Source organism: Microtetraspora niveoalba, assembly GCF_001570405.1.
Lineage (GTDB): Bacteria > Actinomycetota > Actinomycetes > Streptosporangiales > Streptosporangiaceae > Microtetraspora > Microtetraspora niveoalba.
This window is the reverse complement of the sequence record NZ_BBYM01000032.1, coordinates 94,956-117,187: the sequence shown is the minus strand read 5'-3', so window position 1 is coordinate 117,187 and position 22,232 is coordinate 94,956. Positions and strand designations below refer to the sequence as shown.

12 protein-coding genes are annotated in these 22,232 nt (G+C 71.1%); 7 read left to right on the top strand and 5 right to left on the bottom strand.

Annotation, left to right across the window (positions count from 1 at the left end; translation table 11 throughout):
• The first annotated feature begins 7 nt into the window (after nt 1–7).
• Nucleotides 8–5,665: a type I polyketide synthase gene (locus tag AWQ70_RS28570; protein ID WP_067182566.1), complete on the top strand. Its 5,658-nt coding sequence runs from the start codon at nt 8–10 to the stop codon at nt 5,663–5,665.
• Nucleotides 5,666–5,921: 256 nt separating this feature from the next.
• On the opposite strand, the gene AWQ70_RS28565 is transcribed toward AWQ70_RS28570, so the two are convergent.
• Complete coding sequence (locus tag AWQ70_RS28565) at nt 5,922–7,673, bottom strand: fatty acyl-AMP ligase (protein WP_067182563.1); 1,752 nt, start codon at nt 7,671–7,673, stop codon at nt 5,922–5,924.
• Nucleotides 7,674–8,002: 329 nt separating this feature from the next.
• Between AWQ70_RS28565 and AWQ70_RS28560 the strand changes: the two genes are divergently transcribed.
• From AWQ70_RS28560 to AWQ70_RS28540, 5 genes are all read left to right on the top strand, one after another.
• Nucleotides 8,003–9,589: an acyl-CoA carboxylase subunit beta gene (locus tag AWQ70_RS28560; protein WP_067182597.1), complete on the top strand. Its 1,587-nt coding sequence runs from the start codon at nt 8,003–8,005 to the stop codon at nt 9,587–9,589.
• Nucleotides 9,590–9,738: 149 nt separating this feature from the next.
• A complete protein-coding gene (locus tag AWQ70_RS28555) occupies nt 9,739–12,579 on the top strand; it encodes a helix-turn-helix transcriptional regulator (RefSeq protein WP_067182595.1) in 2,841 nt (946 codons plus the stop codon).
• 83 nt (nt 12,580–12,662) lie between these two features.
• Nucleotides 12,663–14,207 carry an acyl-CoA carboxylase subunit beta gene (locus AWQ70_RS28550; protein WP_067182593.1) on the top strand — a complete coding sequence of 515 codons (1,545 nt, stop codon included), beginning with the start codon at nt 12,663–12,665 and terminating at the stop codon, nt 14,205–14,207.
• Nucleotides 14,207–14,413 carry an acyl-CoA carboxylase epsilon subunit gene (locus AWQ70_RS28545; protein ID WP_067182560.1) on the top strand — a complete coding sequence of 69 codons (207 nt, stop codon included), beginning with the start codon at nt 14,207–14,209 and terminating at the stop codon, nt 14,411–14,413. The genes AWQ70_RS28550 and AWQ70_RS28545 overlap by 1 nt, the downstream gene beginning before the upstream one ends.
• Nucleotides 14,410–16,179, top strand: a complete 1,770-nt coding sequence (locus tag AWQ70_RS28540) for an acetyl/propionyl/methylcrotonyl-CoA carboxylase subunit alpha (protein ID WP_067182557.1) — start codon at nt 14,410–14,412, stop codon at nt 16,177–16,179. Before AWQ70_RS28545 ends, AWQ70_RS28540 begins: the two co-directional genes overlap by 4 nt.
• 73 nt (nt 16,180–16,252) lie before the next feature.
• On the opposite strand, the gene AWQ70_RS28535 is transcribed toward AWQ70_RS28540, so the two are convergent.
• From AWQ70_RS28535 to AWQ70_RS28520, 4 genes are all read right to left on the bottom strand, one after another.
• Nucleotides 16,253–16,960, bottom strand: coding sequence for a 4'-phosphopantetheinyl transferase family protein (locus AWQ70_RS28535; protein WP_067182554.1), 708 nt, complete (start codon nt 16,958–16,960; stop codon nt 16,253–16,255).
• A 305-nt stretch (nt 16,961–17,265) separates the two neighbouring features.
• Nucleotides 17,266–17,520 (bottom strand): DUF5988 family protein, encoded by a 255-nt coding sequence (locus AWQ70_RS28530; protein ID WP_218004693.1) that lies wholly within the window; start codon nt 17,518–17,520, stop codon nt 17,266–17,268.
• Between the two features lie 103 nt (nt 17,521–17,623).
• Nucleotides 17,624–20,707 (bottom strand): AfsR/SARP family transcriptional regulator, encoded by a 3,084-nt coding sequence (locus AWQ70_RS28525; protein WP_067182550.1) that lies wholly within the window; start codon nt 20,705–20,707, stop codon nt 17,624–17,626.
• A 629-nt stretch (nt 20,708–21,336) separates the two neighbouring features.
• Nucleotides 21,337–21,516 (bottom strand): hypothetical protein, encoded by a 180-nt coding sequence (locus AWQ70_RS28520; RefSeq protein ID WP_067182543.1) that lies wholly within the window; start codon nt 21,514–21,516, stop codon nt 21,337–21,339.
• Between the two features lie 308 nt (nt 21,517–21,824).
• Here AWQ70_RS28520 and AWQ70_RS28515 point away from each other — a divergent pair, with 308 nt between their 5' ends.
• Nucleotides 21,825–22,163 carry a hydroxyisourate hydrolase gene (locus AWQ70_RS28515; RefSeq protein WP_067182540.1) on the top strand — a complete coding sequence of 113 codons (339 nt, stop codon included), beginning with the start codon at nt 21,825–21,827 and terminating at the stop codon, nt 22,161–22,163.
• The last annotated feature ends 69 nt before the right edge of the window (nt 22,164–22,232 follow it).

Below are 22,232 nucleotides of genomic sequence, written 5' to 3'. Positions count from 1 at the left end.
AGGCGTTGTGCACACGGCGGGTGTTCTGGATGACGGCACCTTGGACGCTCTGACGCCGGAGCGGTTCGAGGCGGTGCTGGCGGCCAAGGTGTCGGGGTTGGTGCATCTCGATGAGCTGACGCGGGATTGCGAGCTGGACTTCTTTGCGGTGTTCTCGTCCCTGGCGGGGGCGGTGGGCAGTGCGGGGCAGGGTAATTACGCGGCGGCGAACGCGTTCTTGGACGCGTGGGCGCAGCGGCGGCGTGATGCGGGTCTGCCGGGTGTGTCGGTGGCGTGGGGGCCGTGGGCGCGGGACGGTATGGCGACCGGGCAGGCGGTGACGGAGCGGCTGCGCCGTAGTGGCGTGTCGGCCATGGATCCGCGGGTGGCGGTCCGGGCTCTGGCCTGTGCCATGGGCCACGATCAGCCGAACCTCGTGGTCGCCGATATCGACTGGTCGGTGTTCGCTCCCATCTTCGCGGGGACCCGGCCGAGCCCGCTCATGCGTGACCTGCCCGAGGTAGCCGCACTGCCCGCGGCAACCGGTGACGGCAACGGCTCCCGATTGCGGGAGGAGCTGGCCGCCGCGCCGGCTCGTCAGCGCAGGCAACTCCTGCTCGACGTGATCCGCGCCCTGGCTGCCGCTGTGCTCGGGCATGATTCCGCCGAGGCGATCGCGCCTGCTCAGGCGTTCCGTGAGCTGGGCTTCGACTCGTTGATGGCGGTGGAGTTCCGTAACCGGCTGAACGCTGCGACGAAGTTGCGGTTGCCGGCGACGTTGGTGTTCGACCGGCCGACTCCGGTGGTGTTGGCGCAGTTCCTGGAAGAGGAGCTGTTCGGCCGGGACTCTTCAACCGGTGAGACGGCTGCCGGGGTGGTGGCGTCCGCGGTGGATCGGGTGGAGGAGCCGGTCGCGATCGTGGGGATGAGTTGCCGGTTCCCTGGCGGTGTGAACACCCCCGAGGAGTTGTGGCGGCTGGTGGCCGGTGGTGTGGACGGTTTGTCGCCGTTCCCTGCTGATCGTGGCTGGGCTGTGGACTCCGGTGTCGGTTATGCCCGGGTCGGCGGGTTCGTCGATGGGGTGACCGAGTTCGATGCGGGGTTGTTCGGGATCTCGCCGCGTGAGGCGTTGGCGATGGATCCGCAGCAGCGGCTGCTGTTGGAGGCCGCGTGGGAGGTGTTCGAGTCGGCCGGGGTGGATCCGCGTTCGGTGCGCGGCGCCTCGATCGGCGTGTTCGCCGGGACGAACGGTCAGGATTACGGGGCGTTGCTGGCGGCCTCCGATGAGCAGGTCGAAGGGCATGTGGCCACGGGTAACGCGGCGGCGGTGTTGTCGGGTCGGGTCTCGTATGCGTTCGGGCTTGAGGGGCCGGCGGTGACGGTGGACACGGCGTGTTCGTCGTCGCTGGTGGCGTTGCATCTGGCCGTGCAGGCGTTGCGTAACGGCGAGTGTGAGATGGCGCTGGCCGGTGGTGTGACGGTGATGTCGACCGCCGGCGCGTTCGCGGAGTTCGACCGGCAGGGCGGTTTGGCCGGTGATGGGCGGTGTAAGGCGTTCGCGGCGGGGGCGGACGGCACCGGCTGGGGTGAGGGTGTGGGGCTGCTGTTGGTGGAGCGGTTGTCGGACGCGCGGCGGCTCGGGCACGACGTGTTGGCGGTGGTGCGGGGGAGTGCGGTCAACCAGGATGGCGCGTCCAACGGGTTGACGGCTCCGAACGGTCCGTCTCAGGAGCGGGTGATCCGGCAGGCGTTGGCGAACGCGCGGTTGTCTCCGGCTGAGGTGGATGTGGTGGAGGCGCACGGCACCGGCACTCGGTTGGGTGATCCGATCGAGGCGCAGGCGTTGCTGGCAACCTACGGGCAGGACCGCCCAGAAGATCGTCCGTTGTGGCTGGGGTCGATCAAGTCGAACATCGGGCACACGCAGGCGGCGGCCGGTGTGGCCGGTGTGATCAAGATGGTGCAGGCGATGCGGCATGGTGTGCTGCCCGCGACGCTGCATGCCGATGAGCCGACTCCTCAGGTGGATTGGTCGGCGGGTGCGGTGGAGTTGCTGACCGAGGCCCGGTCGTGGCCGGAGGTGGATCGGCCGCGTCGGGCGGGTGTGTCCGCGTTCGGGGTCAGTGGCACCAACGCGCACGTGATCGTGGAGGCCGCGCCGGTCGTCGCGGAGGTCGAGCAAGCGCCGACACCGGACTCCGGGGAAGCACCGGCCATGGTGCCGTGGCCGGTGTCGGCCAAGACCGCGGACGGGCTGCGAGCGCAGGCGGAGCGGTTGCGCGGGTTCGTGGCGGAGCGGCCGGAGCTGGCGACGGCGGACGTGGCTACGTCGTTGCTGGGCCGGGCGGATTTGCAGCACCGCGCGGTGGTGCTGGGTGCCGATCGAGACAGCCTGCTGGCCGGCCTCGGCGCGCTGGCCGAGGGGGAGCCCGCCGCCGGTGTGGTCTCGGGTGTGGCGGGCGAGGGCCGGACGGCGTTCTTGTTCACCGGTCAGGGTTCGCAGCGGGCCGGGATGGGGCGGGGCTTGTATGCGCGGTTCCCGGTGTTCGCGGACGCGTTCGATGCCGTCTGCGCGGAGCTGGACGTTCGGCTCGATCGGCCGGTGCGGGATGTCGTGTTCGATGGGGCGGATCTCGATCAGACCGTGTGGGCGCAGGCCGGACTCTTCGCGGTGGAGGTGGCGTCGTTCCGGTTGCTGGAGTCGCTCCAGGTGGTCCCGGACTTCCTGCTGGGCCATTCGATCGGTGAGATAGCCGCCGCGCACTGCGCCGGAGTGTTGTCGCTGCCGGACGCGTGTGCGCTGGTTGCGGCGCGGGGCCGCCTGATGCAGGCGCTCCCGTCGGGTGGCGCGATGCTCGCCGTGCAGGCGTCCGAGGACGAGGTGGTCGAGGCGGTCGGCGGCCTGGTGGACATCGCGGCGGTCAACGGCCCGAACTCGGTGGTCGTCTCGGGCGACGCCGGGGTGATCGACGAGTTGGCGGCCCGGTGGGCGGCCGAGGGCCGTAAGACGAGCCGGTTGACGGTCTCGCACGCGTTCCACTCCCGGCTGATGGAGCCGATGCTCGCCGAGTTCGCGGCCATCGTGGAGACGCTGACGTTCGACGAACCGCGGATCCCGATCGTGTCCAACCTGACCGGAACGCTCGCCGAACCGGGCGAGATGAGCGTGCCGGGATATTGGGTGCGGCAGGTGCGGGAGGCGGTGCGGTTCGCCGACGGAGTCGGGCGTCTGGGCGAGCGGGGTGTGTCCCGGTTCGTGGAGCTGGGCCCGGACGGGGTGTTGTGCGGGATGGCCCAGCAGACGCTCGACGCGGCGTTCGCGCCGCTGCTGCGCCGGGATGAAGCGGGAGTGTTGCGCCGGGATGAAGCGGAGACGGCGCCGGTCCGGCAGGCGGTCGACGCGGTGTTCGCGCCGCTGCTGCGCCGCGACCGGGACGAGGCCGAGACGGCACTGATGGCGCTGGGCCGGTTGTGGGCGGCCGGCGTCGAGATCGACTGGACGTCCGTCCTTCCGGGTGGCCGCCGAGTCGAGTTGCCGACGTACGCGTTCCAGCGGGAACGGTTCTGGCCGAAGCCGAGGGCCATGCGGGCGGTCGTATCCGGTGATGTGGTGGAGTCCCGGTTCTGGGAGGCGGTCGAACGCGAGGACCTGGAGGACCTGGCCGGGACACTGAGCCTCCGCGACCGGGCCCAGGCGCTGGGCGAGGTGCTGCCCGCGCTGTCGTCGTGGCGCAGGCAGCGCCGACAGGAATCGGCGCTCGACACCTGGCGCTACCGGATCGAATGGAAGCCGCTCGCCGGCCGCCAGCCCATGACCGGCCGCCTCGGCGGCACCTGGATCCTCATCACCACGGAGGACGCCCCGGCCCTTCGTGACACATTGCACGCGGCCGGAGCCGAGGTGGTCACGCTGACCGTCGCCGCGGCCGACCTCGACCGGGAGCAACTGGCGCAGCGCCTGCGGGCGGCGGCCCCGGTCGTCAACGGAATCGTCTACCAGCCCGGCCAGCAGGGCGACCTGGCAACGATGCTCACCCTGATCCACGCACTCGGCGACGCCGACCTGGCCGCACCACTGTGGACGCTGACCAGCGGCGCGGTGGCGGTCGACGGAACGGACCGGGTGACCCATCCGGAACAGGCGCAACTGTGGGGCCTCGGCCAGGTCGCCGCGCTGGAACAGCCCCAGCGCTGGGGCGGCCTGATCGACCTGCCCTCCGGCACGGACTCCCGTACCCGGGAAGGACTGGTCGCGGTGCTCAGTGGCGGCGCCGGCGAGGACCAGGTCGCCCTCCGCGGCGGCAGGATTCTCGTCCGGCGCCTGGCTCGTGCGAGCCACCCGGGATCCACCGCGACACCATGGGCGCCGTCCCGGCCCGGCACCGTGCTGATCACCGGCGGCACCGGCGCCCTGGGAGGCGCCGTCGCCCGGTGGCTCGCCGGACGCGGAGTATCGAACCTGGTGCTCACCGGCCGCCGGGGCGCGCAGGCGCCCGGCGCCGCCGACCTGGTCGCCGAACTGGCGGCGGCCGGAACGCGGGCGACGGTGGCGCAGTGCGACGTCTCCGACCGGGACGCGCTGGCCGAGGTGCTGGCCGCGATCCCGGCGGACCGCCCGCTGATCGGCGTCGTCCACGCCGCCGGTGTCGCCCAGTCGGCGACGCTGGAGGAGACCGGCGTCGCCGACATCTCCGAGATCACAGGCGGCAAGGTGACCGGCGCGGCCCACCTGGACGCCCTCACCGCGGACGCGGACCTGGAACTGTTCATCGTGTTCTCGTCGATCGCGGCGACGTGGGGAAGCGGCGGGCAGGGCCTGTACGCCGCGGGCAACGCCTACCTGGACGCGCTGGTGCGGCATCGGCGCGACCACGGCCTGGCCGGCACCTCGGTGGCCTGGGGGCCATGGGCGGGATCCGGGATGGCGGTGTCCGGCGAGGCGGACGAGTTCCTGCGCCGCCGCGGCCTGGCGTCCCTCGACCCGGAGCTCGCCATCTCGGCGCTGGCACAGGCGGTCGACCACGGCCAGAGCGCACTGACGGTGGCCGACGTGGACTGGACACGGTTCGCGCCCGCGTTCACCTCCACCCGGCCGAGCCCGCTCCTGAGCGACCTGCCCGAAGTCACCCGCACGCTGGGCACCTCGGACGACACACCTGGCGACGACGGCGGACTGCGCGCCCGGCTCGCCACGCTGAGCACCGAGGAGCGCATGGTCGAGCTGCTGGAGCTGATCCGGCGCACCCTCGCCGTCGTGCTCCGCTACTCCTCGGTCGACCGGATCGACGAGACCCGCCCCTTCCGCGACCTCGGATTCGACTCGCTGACCGCGGTCGAATTCCGCAACCTTCTGGCGAAGGAGTGCGGTACCCCCCTCTCCTCGACGATCGTCTTCGACCACCCGACCCCGGCCGCGCTCGCCGCACACCTGAACGGCACGCTGCCCGGCGCCGACCCGGTCACGGATGTCGAGCCGCTGATCGCGGCGCTGGACACGATGGAGGCCGCGATGGCCGCCAACCCGCCGGACGGGCTGTCGAGGGCCCGGGTCACCGTGCGGCTGCAGGCGTTCCTCGCCAGGTGGACCGCGGCCGAGCAGGCGTCCGCCGGCGACACCCTGGCCGACCGCCTCGACGCCGCGAGCGACGAGGAGCTGATCGACCTGATCCGGGAGCAGCTCGGCTGACCTTTTCGCCGGTACGGCTCAGCCGTACCGGCAGAAGGGCACTACGGGTGTGAATAAGGGTCTCTACGGGTGTTCCGGAGAAAAGGCGGCCTCTATCTTCGAGTTATCGGGATGACGAATTTGAACCATACGAGGTGGGCCTTTGAGGAGCTAGTGGTTCAGAACAAGCGTTGATCCGTCTCATGCATGAACGCAGACTTTAGGGCCGCCGGTGAATTTATCACCCGGCGGCCCTGTCAGTGTTATGGGGAAATGCTCAGTCGGCGGTCACGAAATGTGCGGCCTTCAGCTCGCCGTTCAGGTAGCCCGCCCGGCAGGCGCGACGCCGGACCTTGCCGCTGGTCGTGCGCGGCAGCAGCCCGCGCCGGACGAGCAGGACCTCGTCGGCCCGGAGCCGGTGCTCCTCGCGGATGGCCTCCCCGATCCGTTCGCGGAGCACGTCGGGACGAGTCGAGCGCAGGACGCGGCCGTCGGCCTCGACGACGACGACCAGGCGTTCGTGTTCCCCGTCGTCCACCGAGAACGCCGCCGCGCAGTTCGGCCGCAGGCCGGGGTGCGCCGACTCGGCCGTCAGCTCGATGTCCTGCGGATAGTGGTTGCGGCCCTTGCGGATGATGACGTCCTTGAGCCGCCCGGCGACGTACAGCTCGCCGTCGTGCACGAACCCGAGGTCGCCGGTGCGCAGGTAGGCCCGCTCCTCCGCCTCGCCGGACAGGCGGGCCAGGAACGTCTCGGCGGTCTCGGCCGGCCGGCCGAGGTATCCGGCGGCGACACACGGCCCGTGGATCCAGATCTCCCCGACCCGTCCCGGCGGGCAGGCCGCCATGGTGCCGGGATCGACGATCTCCACCCGGGTGGAGCCGGTCGTGACACCGCTGCCGACCAGCGGCTTGGCCGCCGGATCGTCCTCGTCGAGAATCTCCACCCGGCCCGAGAGCAGGGCGTCGGCGGACACCCACAGGGCGCTCGGTGGCAGGTGCGGCGGGTTCGCGGTGGCCTTCAGCGTGTTCTCGGCCAGGCCGTACCCCGGGCACGGAGCGGTGCGCGGCAACCCGAACGGCGCGAACGTCTCGGCGAACGCGCGCACGACATGCCAGCGCACCGGCTCGGCGCCGTTGATCGCCGCACGCCACGACGACAGGTCGAGCGCCGGATCCACCCGGCCCTCGGCGGCCGTGCGCACGCACAGCTCGTACGCGAAGCTGGGCGCGGCCGCGTGGGTGCCGCGGAACCGGGAGATCGCCTCCAGCCAGCGGGCCGGGCGGCGCACGAACGCGTCGGGCGGCATCAGGTACGCGGGAACCCCCGCGCACAGCGGGAACACGACGGTGAGCAGCAGTCCCATGTCGTGGAAGAGCGGCAACCAGGACACCACGACGCCGTCGTCCCCGACGGGGAACGACCGCTCGGTCTCGGTCACGTTGGCCAGGAAGTTGGCGTGGGTGACCATGACGCCCTTCGGCGCCCCCGTGGAGCCCGACGTGTACTGCAGCAGCGCCACGTCGTCCGGGGCCGGCTCGGAGAGCCGCCGGGGATCGGCCGGCGGCATCGACTCGGTGTCGACGATCGCGATGCCGTCCAGTTCCGGCAGCCCCGCGAAGCGTTCCTCCAGGTCGCGCTTGACGGCCCCGGTCGTCAGGACGGCCGAGGCGCCCGCGTCGTCGGCGATCCGGCGCAGCCGGGCCAGGGCCTTCCTGCCGTCGGGCACGGGGGTGGGCGCGCAGCTCACGCCGGCGCGCACGCACCCGTAAAGGGCCCTGACGAACTCCGGGCCGGTCGGGTGCAGCAGGACGGCGCTGCCGCCCGACAGGCCCAGCGCGGTGAACGAGGCGGCCCGGGCCGTCGCCGCGGCGTCGAGTTCCGCGTAGGTGAGCGTCTCGGTCAGCTCCTCGCCGTCGCGCAGGAACCCGTAGGCCCGGTCGTCGGGACGCCGCGCCGCCTGGGCGCGGAGCACCGTCGACAAGGTGGCGGCCGGGGCCAGCGGCTCGGCGCCGGAAATCATGGTCATGAACTGCCCGCCCCTCTTTCGGCGACGACGCGCGTCATTGGTTCTCCATTCACCGGGCAGGGCCGCCGGTAAATGGCGATAGGAGTGCTTCCTTTCACGGCACAAGCCCCCAATCTGGATGTCCTCGAACGGTAGGTATAGGGGTGAAAAGCCGGCAAGGACGGCCGCTCAAAGTCTGGGCTCCAGATTTTCGGTATAGGGGTTGTCGCGAACTCCGGGCGATTCATACCGTGGCGGAATCCACTGTCGTACCGGCGAAAAGAGGCCAGAGGATGTCGTACGACGAGCCCGCGCCGACCCCGAGCCGGCTCCTCACCGCCCTCCGTGACATGCCCGGCCTGGCGGACCCTCCGCCCACGACGGCAGCGCGCCTCGCCGACCTCGACGAGCGGTGCGACGAGGCGGTGACGCGCGCCGAAGAGCGCGCCGCCAGGCGCCAGCACGCCAAGGGCAAGCTGACCGCGCGCGAGCGCATCGACCGGCTCCTCGACCCCGGGTCGTTCGTCGAGATCGACATGTTCGTCCGGCACCGCGCCACCGACTTCGGCATGGACTGCAACCGGCCGTACGGCGACGGAGTGATCACCGGGCACGGCACCGTCGACGGGCGCCGAGTGTGCGTGTTCGCCCACGACTTCACCACGCTCGGCGGCAGCATGGGGGAGGCTTTCGGCGGCAAGGTGCTGAAGATCCTGGACCTCGCCCTGAAGATCGGTTGCCCGGTCGTCGGCATCAACGACTCCGGCGGCGCCCGCATCCAGGAGGGTGTCGTGTCCCTCGCGTACTACGCGGAACTCGGCAGGCGCAATGTCGACGCGTCCGGGGTGATTCCGCAGATTTCCATGATCATGGGCCCGTGCGCGGGCGGAGCGGTCTACTCGCCCGCCCTCACCGACTTCACCGTGATGAGCGACCGTACGTCCTACATGTACGTGACCGGCCCCGAGGTCGTCTCCGCCGTGACGGGGGAGCGCACCACTCACGAGGACCTCGGCGGCCCGGCGCTCAACAGCGAGGTGTCCGGCAACGCGCACTACGTCGGCGTCGACGAGTACGACGCGATCGCCTACGTGCAGGCGCTGCTCGGTTACCTGCCCTCCAACAACCTCGACCTCCCTCCCGCCTACGCCTACGAGAGCGAGCCCGGCCTCACCGCCGCCGACATCGAGCTCGACTCCGTCATCCCCGACGAGGCGAACCGGGTCTACGACATGTTCGAGATCCTGCGCAGGGTGGTCGACGACGGCGACCTCCTGGAGGTGCAGGGGGCTTTCGCCCGGAACATCATCTGCGCCCTGGCGAGAGTCGAGGGCCAGACGGTCGGCGTCGTCGCCAACCAGCCGATGGTCCAGACGGGCGCGATCGACATCGACGCCTCCGAGAAGGCCGCCAGGTTCGTCCGCTTCTGCGACGCGTTCAACATCCCCATCCTGACCTTCGCCGACGTGCCCGGCTATCTGCCCGGACTGGAGCAGGAGCGCGGCGGCATCATCCGCCGGGGCGCCAAGCTGATCTACGCCTACGCGGAGGCGACCGTCCCCAAGGTGACCGTCGTCACCCGCAAGGCGTACGGGGGCGGATACGCGGTCATGGGCTCCAAGCACGTCGGCGCCGACGTCAACATGGCCTGGCCGACGGCCGAGATCGCGGTCACCGGCGCGACGGGCGCCGTCCACGTGCTCCACCGCAAGACCCTCGCCGCCGCGGACGCGAGCGAGCGGGCCGCTGTGGAACGCCACCTGATCGCCGAGTACCAGGAGAAGTTCAGCAATCCGTACGTCGCCGCTCAGTACGGCTACGTCGACGAGGTGATCCGGCCCGCGCAGACCCGGGCCAAGGTCGCCGGCGCCTTCGCCGTCCTGCGTGACAAGAGGGTCTCCGGCCTGCAGAAGAAGCACGGCAACATCCCGCTCTGACCTCCGGCCGATGACACCCGGACAACCCCTGGCGCTGCCGTAGGGGAGGGACGCGGGCCGCTGATAGCGGCGCGATACCGCCCGGAAAATGACGACCCCTAATGTCCGAAGTGTCCGAGAAATGAGGTTCCTCAGCGAGGAGGATGATGATGGGGCTGGTAGAGAGGGATGAGGCATGTGCCGCCCTTGAGGGGCTGGTGGCCGACGCGCTCGGCGGCAAGGGCCGCGTCGCGCTGCTGACCGGGACCGTCGCGACGGGCAAGAGCGAGCTGCTGCACACGTTCGCCGACCGGGTCGTGGAGCTGGGCGCGCTTCCCGTGGTGGCGATGGCCTCGGCGGTCGAGCAGGACCTGCCCCTCGGGGTGATCGGCCAGCTCATGCAGGACGCGCCGCTCATCGCCGAGGAACGCGAGCGGGCGATGGCGCTCCTGGCGGAGAGCGCCGCCTCCATCCACGCCGACCCCGGGGCCGCGGTCCTGGAGCCCGTCGACGCGCAGATCGTGCACGCGCTCTGCACCGTGCTGCTGGACCTGTCGGAACGCTACCCGCTGCTCATCGTCGTCGACGACGTGCACCACGCCGACCGGATGTCGCTGCTCTGTCTGGCCTACCTGGCCCGGCGGGTGCGCTTCGCCCGCATCGCCGCCGTCTTCGGCCACTCCGACCACGGCCGCTACACCGAAACGTTCTTCCAGACCGAGCTGCTGCGTCAGCCGCACGCCCGCCGCATCCACCTGGAGCCGCTGTCGAGGGCCGGCGTGGCCGAACTGGTCACCGCTCGGCTCGGCCGCGGTCCCGCGGACCGCTTCGCCGCCGAGTGGTACGCGCTCAGCGGCGGCAACCCGCTGCTGCTGGACGGCCTGGCCGAGGACTACCAGGCGGCGGCCCGTACCGACGGCGCGCCTCCCGCCGAGCTCGTTCCCGCCGACCGGTACGGCCAGGCCGTCCTGTCCTGCCTGCTCAGGGGCGATCCCCAGGCCATGCGCGTCGCCCGCGGCCTGGCCGTACTCGGCGAGCCGGAGCCGCTGCCCCGGCTCCTCGGGCTCAACCCGACCGAGGTCGGCCAGTCGCTGCACTCCCTGGCCGGGGCCGGGCTGCTGTCCATGGGGTCCTTCCGCCACGAAGTCGCCCGCTCCGCCGTACTGGCCGAACTGGACTCGCAGGAGCGAGCGGACCTGCACCGCGGCGCGGCCGAGCTGGGCCGCGACAGCGGAGCCGCCGCCTCGACCATCGCCGACCACCTGCTGGAGGCCGGCCACGTCGGCGCCCCCTGGGTCGTCTCCGTGCTGGAGGACGCCGCCCGCGACGCCCTCCGCGAGGGCAAGGTGACGGCCGCCGTCGCCTACCTGCGGCTGGCCTGGAAGGAGTGCGCCGACGAGCAGCACCGGGCGCAGATCATCACGATGCTGGTGCGCGCCGAGTGGCGGATCAACCCCGGGGCGCCCGCCGCGCACCTGGCCGAGTTGTCCGACGCCATGCAACGCGGCCAGCTCCGTGGCGGGGACGCCGCCGTGCTCGCCCGCGCGTTGTTCTGGCACGGCCGTACGGCTGACGCCCGTGAGGTGCTGGAGCACCTCGCCGCCACCGTCAACCCCGGCGACGCCGAAGCCTCCGCCGAGCTGGCGGTCGTCCGGCCGTGGCTGCGCGCCACCTACCCGGCTTTCCTCGCCGAGCTGCGAGCGGCGGAGCAGGTGGAGGCCGGTGACGAGGACGGCGACAACCAGGCCTCCGCGCGCCGTCGCGGCCTGTTCGCCGAGCCGGTGCGTTCGGCGGCCGTCTCCGTCGCCACCCACCGCCGCCTGGAGGCCACCACGGCGCTCTCCGAGGTCCTCACCAAGGGGCCGCGCGAGCAGCTGGTGGAGGGCGTCGACCGGATCCTGCGAGGCTGCCGCCTCGACGAGATGTCGCTCGACACCGTCGAGAGCGCCCTGCTCGCCCTCACCTACGCGGGCCGGCCCGACAAGGCCGCCCCTTGGTGCGACCTGTTCGCCGCCGAGGCGTCCACCCGCATGGCCCCCAGCCGTCAGGCGCGGCTCGACGCGATCCGGGCGGAGATCGCGGTACGGCAGGGCGACATGCCCGGCGCCGAACACCACGCCCGGCAGGCCCTGGAGACCATTCCCATGGGCAGTTGGGGGGTCGCCGTCGGCGGCCCGCTGAGCAGCCTGATCACGGCCGTCACGGCGATGGGACGCAACGACGCCGGCGAGTACCTCGACCGGCCCGTCCCCGACGCCATGTTCGAGACCCGCTACGGGCTGCACTACCTGTACGCCAGAGGGCGCTACAGCCTGGCCGCCGACCAGCCGGGACTCGCCCTGCGCGACTTCCAGATCTGCGGTGAGCTGATCCGCAAGTGGGAGATCGACCTGCCCGGCCTGATCCCGTGGCGGGTCGACGCGGCGGAGGCGTGCCTGCGCATCGGCCGGGCCGAGCAGGCCCAGCAGCTCGTCGAGGATCAGCTCCGCCGGTGCGGGCCGAGCTCGCCGCGGGTGCACGGCATGGCGATGCGGATGCTCGCCGCGGCGGGGAGCGAGGCCCGGCACCGCCCGATGTTGCTGCGCCAGTCGGCCGAGATGCTCCAGGCGAGCGGTGACCGATACGAGCTGGCCAGGACCCTGCTCGACCTGGTCGAGGCCTACCAGGAGCTCGGTGAGTACCGCCGGGCCGGGATGATCGCGGGCCGGGCGCTCGGCCTCGCCCAGGAATGCCAGGCGGAGCCGCTCAGCAGGGCCCTGTTCGGCAGGGAGGAGGGCGAGGAGAAGGCCGTGCGGGCCGAGCGCGGACTGAGCGCGGTGCTCAGCGACTCCGAGCGGCGCGTGGCCGTCCTTGCGGCTGCCGGATACACCAACCGTGAGATCGCCGCGAAGCTCTACATCACGGTCAGCACGGTGGAGCAGCACCTGACCCGGACCTACCGGAAGCTGAACATCACCCGGCGCGCGGACCTCCCGCCCAGTCTCGAGTTCGGCAGCCATGTCACCACCTGAACGACCGGAGGTATCGCATGCACATACAGGAGAGACCGGCGCCGATCGCCACTCTGAGGCGGGCTGACCTGCCGGTCGAGACGATGCGGGACCGAGTGGCCGAGCTGGCGCTGATCAGGGAGAGCGCACGCAGCGGGCCCGACCCGGAGGCGACCCGGCGCCAGCACGCCAAGGGCAAGCTCACCGTCCGGGAACGGCTCGACACCCTGCTCGACCCCGGGTCGTTCGTCGAGATCGAGCCGTTCCGGCGGCACCGCGCGACAGGCTTCGGACTCGAGCACAAGCGCCCGCACACCGACGGGGTCGTGGCGGGCTGGGGCAAGGTCGAGGGCCGCGACGTCATCGTGTACGCGCACGACTTCCGCATCTTCGGCGGAGCGCTCGGCGAGGCCCACGCCACGAAGATCCACAAGGCGATGGATCTCGCCGAGGCCGCCGGAGTGCCGCTGATCAGCCTCAACGACGGCGCGGGGGCCCGCATCCAGGAGGGGGTCACCGCGCTGGCCGGGTACGGCGGCATCTTCACCCGCAACGTGCGCATGTCCGGTGCCATCCCGCAGATCAGCGTCATGCTCGGCCCGTGCGCCGGCGGCGCCGCCTATTCGCCGGCGCTCACCGACTTCGTCTTCATGGTCCAGGGCACCGCGCAGATGTTCATCACCGGGCCCGACGTCGTCAAGGCGGTCACAGGCGAGGAGATCAGCCAGGACGCGCTCGGCGGCGCCGGCGTGCACGGCACCCTGTCGGGTGTGGCCGGGTTCGTCTACCGCGACGAGGTCTCGTGCCTGGAGGACGTGCGTTACCTGCTGTCCCTGCTGCCGTCCAACTACCAGGAGCTGCCTCCCTCGATCGTCGCCACCGACCCTCCGGACCGGTCGAACGACCGCCTGCTCGACCTCGTCCCGGCCGATCCCGCCCAGTCCTACGACATGGCCCAGGTCATCGAGGAGATCGTGGACGACGGCGACTTCTTCGAGTTCCACGGCGGCTGGGCGGACAACCTCATCTGCGGCCTGGCCAGGTTCGACGGCCACGTCACCGGCATCGTCGCCAACCAGCCGAACCGCCTCGCCGGCGTGCTCGACATCAAGGCCTCCGAGAAGGGCGCCCGCTTCATCCAGATGTGCGACGCGTTCAACATCCCGCTGGTCAGCCTGGTCGACGTGCCCGGCTTCCTGCCGGGCGCGGACCAGGAGCACAACGGCATCATCCGGCACGGCGCCAAGCTGCTCTACGCCTACTGCGCGGCCAGCGTGCCACGGATCCAGGTGATCGTCCGCAAGGCGTACGGCGGTGCGTACATCGTCATGGACTCCCGCTCGATCGGCGCCGACCTGTCCTTCGCGTGGCCGACGAACGAGATCGCCGTCATGGGCGCCGAAGGCGCGGCCAACATCATCTTCCGCCGCGAGATCGCCGCGGCGCAGGATCCGGCCGAGCAGCATGCCAAGAAGGTCGAGGAGTACCGCACCACCCTCATGCACCCCTACTACGCGGCCGAACGGGGCCTCGTCGACGACGTCATCGACCCGCGCGAGAGCCGGGCGGTCATCATCCGCTCGCTCGGCCTGCTGCGGGCCAAGCACGCGCTGGCGCCCCAGCGCAAGCACGGAAACCCGCCGATGTGATGGACGACGCCGAGGACTCGCTCTCGCTGCGGATCGTCCGCGGTACGCCTACGGAGGAGGAGCTCGCCGCCCTGGCCTGCGCGTTGCTCCTGCTGACGGAGGCGGCCGCCCCGCCGCTCGCCGCGTGGCCCCCCGGATGGCGGCCCTTCGGCCACCGATCCCCCCGCTCCTGGTCAACGCCGTCCATCCTGCGAAGGCTCTCATGAAACGTCAACTCAGCAAGATCCTCATCGCCAACCGGGGCGAGATCGCCGTGCGGATCGCGCGCGCCTGCGCCGACGAGGGGTTGAAGAGCGTCGCCGTCTACGCCGACCAGGACGCGGACGCGATGCACGTCGCCCTGTGCGACGAGGCGTTCGCCGTAGGCGGGGAGAGCCCGGCCGAGACCTACCTCAACGTCGCCCGGCTGCTCGAGGTCGCGGTGCGCTCGGGTGCCGACGCCGTGCACCCCGGCTACGGTTTCCTCGCGGAGAACGCCGCCTTCGCCCAGGCCGTCATCGACGCGGGCCTCGTGTGGATCGGCCCGCCGCCCGCGGCCATCGCCGCGCTCGGCGACAAGGTGGAGGCTCGGCGGATCGCCCAGCGTGTCGGCGCGCCCCTGGTCGCCGGTACGGCGGAGCCCGTCGCCGACGCGCTGGAGGTACAGGAATTCGCCGCCGAGCACGGGCTTCCCGTGGCGATAAAGGCGGCCTTCGGCGGCGGCGGGCGTGGCCTGAAGGTGGCCCGCACCCTGGCGGAGATCCCCGACCTGTACGACTCGGCCGTGCGCGAGGCCTCGGCCGCGTTCGGGCGGGGGGAGTGCTTCGTCGAGCGCTACCTCGACCGGCCCCGGCACGTCGAGACCCAGTGCCTGGCCGACGCCTACGGAAACGTCGTCGTGCTCGGCACCAGGGACTGCTCGCTCCAGCGCCGCCACCAGAAGCTCGTCGAGGAGGCCCCCGCGCCCTTCCTCACCGCCGGGCAGACCGCGCTGCTCTACGAGAGCTCGAAGGCGATCCTGCGTGAGGCCGGCTACGTCGGCGCCGGGACCTGCGAGTTCCTGGTCGGCGCGGACGGCGGCATCTCGTTCCTGGAGGTCAACACCCGCCTGCAGGTCGAGCACCCGGTGACCGAGGAGGTCACCGGCATCGACCTGGTCAGCGAGATGTTCAGGATCGCCGCGGGCGAGCCGCTCGGCTACGGTGACCCGCCGCTGCGCGGGCACTCGATGGAGTTCCGCATCAACGCCGAGGATCCGGGGCGGGGTTTCCTGCCGACCCCCGGCCTCATCACCGAGCTGCGCGCGCCGGGCGGTCCCGGCGTACGGCTCGACGCCGGATACGCCGCCGGACAGGCCGTGCCGGGGTCCTTCGACTCCTTGATCGCCAAGCTCGTGGTCACCGGCGCCGACCGGGCGCAGGCCCTGCGCCGGGCCCGCCGCGCCCTGGCCGAGCTCGCCGTCGAGGGCCTGCCGACCGTGCTGCCGTTCCATCGGGCGGTCGTGGCCGATCCCGCCTTCACGGCCGAGCCGTTCTCCGTGCACACCCGCTGGATCGAGACCGAGTTCGCCACCCCGATCGCCCCCGGGCCCGACGCCGTCCCGGCGCCCGAGCCCACGCCGCGCGAGCGCGTCACCGTCGAGGTCGGCGGCCGGCGGCTGGAGGTCGTGCTGCCGGCGTCGCTGCGCACCCACCGGGTGAAGGTCGCCGCCGACGCCGGGCAGCGCAAGGCGCCGCGCCGCCCGGGCGCGACCGGCGTGCGCACCCTCACCGGGGGAGACACCCTGGTCAGCCCCATGCAGGGCACCATCGTCAAGGTCGTCGCCGCCGACGGGGCCGCTGTCACGGCGGGGGACACCGTCGTGGTGCTGGAGGCGATGAAGATGGAGCAGCCGCTCACCGCCCACAAAACCGGGGTGATCTCCGGGCTCGCCTCGACTGTGGGGCAGAGTGTCACGTCCGGCACTGTCATCTGCGAGATCAAGGACGTCTGACCCGCGATACGAGCGAACCCGGCCCCGTCAAGGGGGCCGGGTTCGCTCGTCTCGGAACGACCTCCGCGGCCGCTCAACCCCCCGAGTAACCGGAGCGGCCGCTCATGGCCGGTGCCGCGGGCATCACGGCGGGAATGACGATCGCGGTCAGGATGAGCCCGTTCTGCACCAGCCACCGCCCGGAGAACACGTCCATCCGCTGCCCGTTGACGCGTGGCCCGGTGACCAGCAGCTGCGCGGAGAAGACCCCCCTGAGCGGGTCGATGTCGATCAGCGCGTCCTCGAAGCTCAGCCACCTGTTCACCAGCGGGAACCACGCCTTGTACACCGACTCCTTGGTGCTGAACAGCAACCGGTCCCAGCGGATCGACGGGTGCTCCCGAAGCAGCTCGCGGACGAGCCGCCGTTCCTCCGCCAGTCCGATGGCGGCCAGCACGCCGTTGGGCAGCGGCGCGTTCTGCTCGGCGTCGATGCCGATCGCGACGACCTCGGACCTCGTCCCGAGAACCGCGCCCCGGTAGCCGGCGCAGTGGGTGATGCTCCCGGCGATCCCGTCCGGCCACAGCGGCTCCCCACGCACGCCGGGGAGGATAGCCGTGGCGGGACGGCCCAGCATGCGCAGGGCGTCGCGGGCGCACACGCGGGCCGTCGTGAACTCCCTGCGCCGCTTGTCCACCGAGCGCGAGATGATCGCCTCCTCCTCGGGGAACAAGGCGCCGTCCAGGAACTCCTCGCAGGTGTCGGCGGCCACGACGTACGGGGGCAGGATCAGCTCGATCATGACGATTCCTCCGCGGGAAGGATGCTCCGCAGCAGCGGGCGTGGACGCGACTGCCGCTGTTTCCGCTCGCGCGGGTAACCGAGGGAGACCTGTACGGGTCCGGAGGGAGGAAGAACTCGCCGGTGCGGACGATCCCGGCCTCCTCCGCCCGCGCCGAAGCCGCCCGCTGGGAGAGTCCCGGCGGGCGGAAGGGGTCGTCTTGGCAGTGCTCACACTTGCGAGAGTAGGAAAACCGGAGGTGGGGGAGAACCTTCGCGAGCCCGGTCTCGGGTCCGCGACCTGCGGTTAAGGGGCGTAGGGGTGAGTCACTCGGCGATCTCGGTGCGCATGGTCCAGCGGAAGACCCACTCCGCCTCGTCGGACTCGATCCGCTCGAACTGCTCGTAGCCGCCCCGGCTGAGGATCTTCACCTTGCCGGTGGCGGCCGACCGCAGTTCCACCCGCATCCGACAGGGGAAGTCCGCGGGACCGCCTCGCAGGACGACGTCGACCAGCCCGTCCTGAACGGCGATGTCCGGGGCGGCATCCATCTGGAAAGCGGTGGCGATGTTCGTTCGCATGGTCAGGACTCCTTACACCTGGAGACTGGTCCGGCACCTTGGCCTTGCGGTCCGTGATTCCATGCTGACGACCCCGCTCCGCCGCGCCTATCCCCTAGAACCCCTACGACCCGCCGGGCTTCCGCGGCCGCTCGCCGGTCGGGGAGCCGAGCTTGTCGCGTAGGGCGTGCGCTTCGGCGAGCGCATCCCGCGCGGACGCGGCGTCACCCGCCGCCAGATGCGCGTCCCCCAGCATGATCAGGGTTCTGATCCGGTACAGCGTCGCGTTCATCCCCTGGAACAGGGCGAGAGCGCCGAGCAGGTGGGGGAGACTGTCGTCCGGGCGCTTGCGGGCCAGCGCCAGCTCGCCCAGGGCGAACTTGATCCGGCCCTCGGCCAACCGGTGGTTGGCGGTGCCGGCGAGCGTCAGCGCGTGGCGCAGGGTGATCTCGGCCAACTCGTGCTTGCCGAGGCGCAGCTGGGCGAGGCCGAGCCCCTGCAGGGCGTACGCCTCGCCGGTCCGGTCGCCCATGTCGCGCACCACGGCCCGAGCCTGCTCGAAGACCTTGAGCGCCCCTACGAGGTCGCCGGACTCCAGGAGCATGTGGCCCATCCCGTGCAGTACCTGGGCCTCCACGCGGCGGCTGCCGCCCTCCTGGCTCAGCTTCAGCGCCTCGCCCAGCAGCTCCCGGGCGCCGTGGAGATCGTCGGTCTCCAGCCGGAGCTGCGCCAGATTGTTGATCACGTACGCGGCGGCGATCCGGTCGCCGGTCTTACGGAAGATCTTCAGCGCCTGCTCGTTGTGGACGGCCGCCTCCTCGAAGCGGCCGGTCATCCGGTCGACCAGGGCGACGTTGCGGATCACCAGCGCGATCCCCTGGTCGTCGCCGACCTCCTCGAACAGGGCGACCGCGGAGTCGAAGTTGTCGCGCGCCTCGGCGAAGCGCTGCTCGGCGATGTAGAGCGACCCCAGCGAGTACAGCATGGCGGCCTGGCCGCGCACGTCGCCGGCCCGCCTGGCGGCCGCCAGAGCGATCTTGTGAGTGTCGCGCCAGTCATCCAGGTACTCACGCGACTCGAACAACGTCACCGTGCTGATCGCCAGGTCCCACGCCAGTTCGACGAACCCGGCCTGGGCGGCGTGGCGGATGCCGCTGACCAGGGTCAGCCGCTCCTGCTCGTACCAGAAGAGCGGGGCGCTCACGATCTGGTCGACCAGGGCGGAGGGCAGGGGCCAGCGGGAGGCGTTGCTGTGGATCTGCACGTAGTCGCCGCCGTACTCCATATGGTGCGCCGCCTCGGCCAGGAACAGCAGGGCGCCCAGCGCCCGGCCGAGTGCGGCCTTGCGCTCGGTCGCGGGTTCGGTCGCGGCGAGCTGCTCGCGGGCGAAGACCCGGATGAGGTCGTGGAAGCGGTACTGGCTGTGCACGCCGCGACCCACGCCGATGGTCTCGATGAGCTGGGCGTCGGCGAGATCGTCGAGGAGGTCCTGTGCCTTGTGCAGCGGCCGGTCGAGCAGCGCGGCGCTCACCCAGGGCGAGAACGCCGCGAAATCCAGGATGGCCAGCCGCCGGAAGAGCTGCTTGGCCTCCTCACTGGTGCTCTCGTACGTCATGGAGATGCTGGCCCTGATCCCCATCCCGCCGTGCTTGAGCTCGTCGAGCCGCCGGGTCTCGTCCTCCAGGCGCTCGGCGAGCTGCTCGACGCTCCAGTGCGGTCGGGCCGACAGCCGGGTGCCGGCGATGCGCAGCGCGAGCGGCAGCTGACCGCACAACCGGGCCAGCGACGCGGCCGACTCCGGCTCCGACTGCACGCGCTCGGCCCCGGCGATGCGCGACAGCAGGGCGATCGACTGCTCCGTGTCGAACACGTCGATCTCGATGTGGAGCGCGCCCGCCAGGCCCGCCAGCCGGCTGCGGCTGGTGAGGATGACGGCGCACGTCGGCTCGCCGGGCAGCAGCGGCAGTACCTGGCCCTCACTGCCCGCGTCGTCGAGCACGACCAGCATCTTGCGGTTGGCGAGCAGGTTCCGGTACATCTCGGCGCGCTCGTCGAGGCTGTCGGGGATGGCGCTGCCCGTGGCTCCGAGCGCCCGCAGGAAGCGCCCGAGCACGTGCATCGGGCCGACCGAGCGGGAGGCGCCGCCGTGCAGGTCGGCATAGAGCTGACCGTCGGGGTAGCGCTCGGCGATGCTGTGCGCGGCGTGTACGGCGATCGTGCTCTTGCCGATCCCGGGTTTGCCGGAGATCCCGATGATGGGGATGGCGAAGCGGGCCGGGTCGTCGGCGTCGCGCATGAGGTACTGGTGGATCTCGTCCACCTGCTTGGTCCGGCCGGTGAAGTCGGCGGTGTCGGCGGGCAACATCCGCGGCACGACCACGTGAGAGGGCTGGAGGAGCGGCAGCTCCGGGGCGGGCACGGCGGGCGCCTGGAGCCGGATCGCGGCCGGGGCCGGTGGCGCGGCCAGCTTCTCGCTGGAGGTGAGGATGGCGTGCTCCAACTGCTGGAGCTGCTCGTCCGGCTCGATGCCGAGTTCCTCGATCATCGTACGGCGGGCGATCCGGTAGACCTGGAGCGCCTCCGCCTGCCGTCCCGACCGGTAGAGCGCGAGCATGAGCTGGCCGCGCAGCCGCTCGCGCAGCGGGTGCTCCTCGACCAGGTCGGTCAGCTCGGCGACGAGTTCGTGGTGGCGGCCGAGGTCGAGCTCGAGCTGCACGCAGTCCTCGTTGGCGGTGATCCGGGTCTCGTTGAGCCGACCGGCCGCCGACTGCACGAGCCTGCTGTCGATGCCTTCGAGCGCCGGGCCGCGCCACAGCGCCAGCGCCTGCCGGAATTGCCGTACGGCCTGCTCGGCGTCGCCCGCGTCGCGGGACTGTCGGGCCTGGGTGGTGAGCCGCTCGAAGCGCTGGGAGTCGATCTGGTCGTTGTCGACCCACAGCACGTACCCCCGCGGCTGTGTGGTGATCAGTTTCGGCGCGCCGGACTTGGCGAACATGCGGCGAAGCGAGGAGATGCAGATCTGCACCTGGGAACGCGACGTCGTCGGTGGACTGTCGCCGTAGAGCGCCTCCATGAGGCGGCCCATCGTGACCATCCGGTTGGGTTCCATCACCATGAGGGCCAGCACCGCCTGCTGCCTGCTTCCCCCCAGGTTCAGATGGCCGTCGGCGACCGTGACCTCAAGCGGCCCCAGTACTCGAAACTCCATTCCGCTGCTCCTGCCCACCGCGCACGTGCATGCCGAACGATGGCGGACACCCCGTGGAGGACCCATTAGGCACGCAGTCACTTTGTGCGTTCTGCGGTTACTTTCGCGATCTTACTCAGCAAGAGCATCGGGATCCAGTGAAGGATCTGCGATCGGGGAATGCGGTTGAGTATTTGGCGGTGGGGCGGGCGGCCGGAACTTCGTATTCACTTTGGCGAAATGATGGGCTGGCATGACTTGCGCGCACGCGCCGCTTCAGCCGATGAGAGGGCATGTGGACGCGCTGGGTCGGTGCGCCGTTACGTTCTGTGAAAATCCGGGATGGCGGCGGCCGATACACGCCCTGCGACTCAGAAAACGTTTTCTGCTGGAGCTGATTTCACGTCACAGCACAATCGCGGGCCGCTGATTCCGGTCGCGGCGACAAGGAACCCGTGCCGTCACCGGGGTCCCGCGGTCCCGGAGCCGGCGCCCGCTTCCACGGGGCCACCGAAGCCGGGCACGCATGACGGAACGGCCGGTTTCGCCATCCGGCGGTGTGAAAGGAGGGGCGGGCGACGACCCCGACCCTCCTGCTCCATTGCGGGCATGGCGGATTCCGCGGCCCCGGACGCGACGCACCGGCCGGGTCAGCCCCAGGGGGTGTTGGCCCCGCTGATGGTGGGGCTGGGCGAGGGGGAGGTCGCCGGCGTGGCGGAGTCGGCGGCGGAGGGGGCGGCCGCGAAGGCGGCGCCGGCCGCGGTGCCGACCAGGGCGATCGCGGCGGCGGCGATGAGCTTGAGCACGTGGCTGCTGGCGGTGTTCTTCATGATCGGATCCTCGTTTTCGTGCGTTCGGCTACTGGCTCGGGCCGGCGCGCCGGCGGCCGTTCGGCCGTGCGCCTCCCTGGTGCGTCTTCAACGTAAAAAACCGTGCCATTCGCCCGCTATCGGCCCGCTTCCGTCCTGCCATCAAACGGTTTTCGCTCGCATGAATAGCCGGACGAAGGCGCCGCGATAGCGGGTGCTGCCACCCTGTTCGCAGGCGGGCAAGAATCTGTCCGACGATTGGCCGCACCGCCTTTGCCGATTCTTGAAAACGGCCCGCGCGGTGGGTCGGGGAGACGGGTGTCCTGGAGATGTGGATCACAGCGCAAGCGCTGGACAGCATGTACGGCCGGCCGGCTGCCGGAGTGCGGGCACTGCTGGAGCGCGCGGAGGACCCGGGCTGGCGGGCCGTCGCGTCGGCGGAGACCGACAGCGACGGCGACATTCTGGAATGGCAGGGCGCGAATTTCGAGCGGGGGTTGTACCGCCTCGTGTTCGACAGCGACCACTATTTCGCCGGCCTGGGTATCAGCGCTGCCTATCCGGAAATAGCCGTGATGTTCCGGGTCCTCGACGAGGCGGAATCATACAAGATCCAGGTGACCCTTTCTCCTTACTCGTACTCGACGTATTTCGGTACGGCGAACTGATGGCGTGTGTCGTTTTTTTCCGGCGTTGTGACGTGTGGCGGGAACGAGGGGCCTGGCGGTGAACCGGGA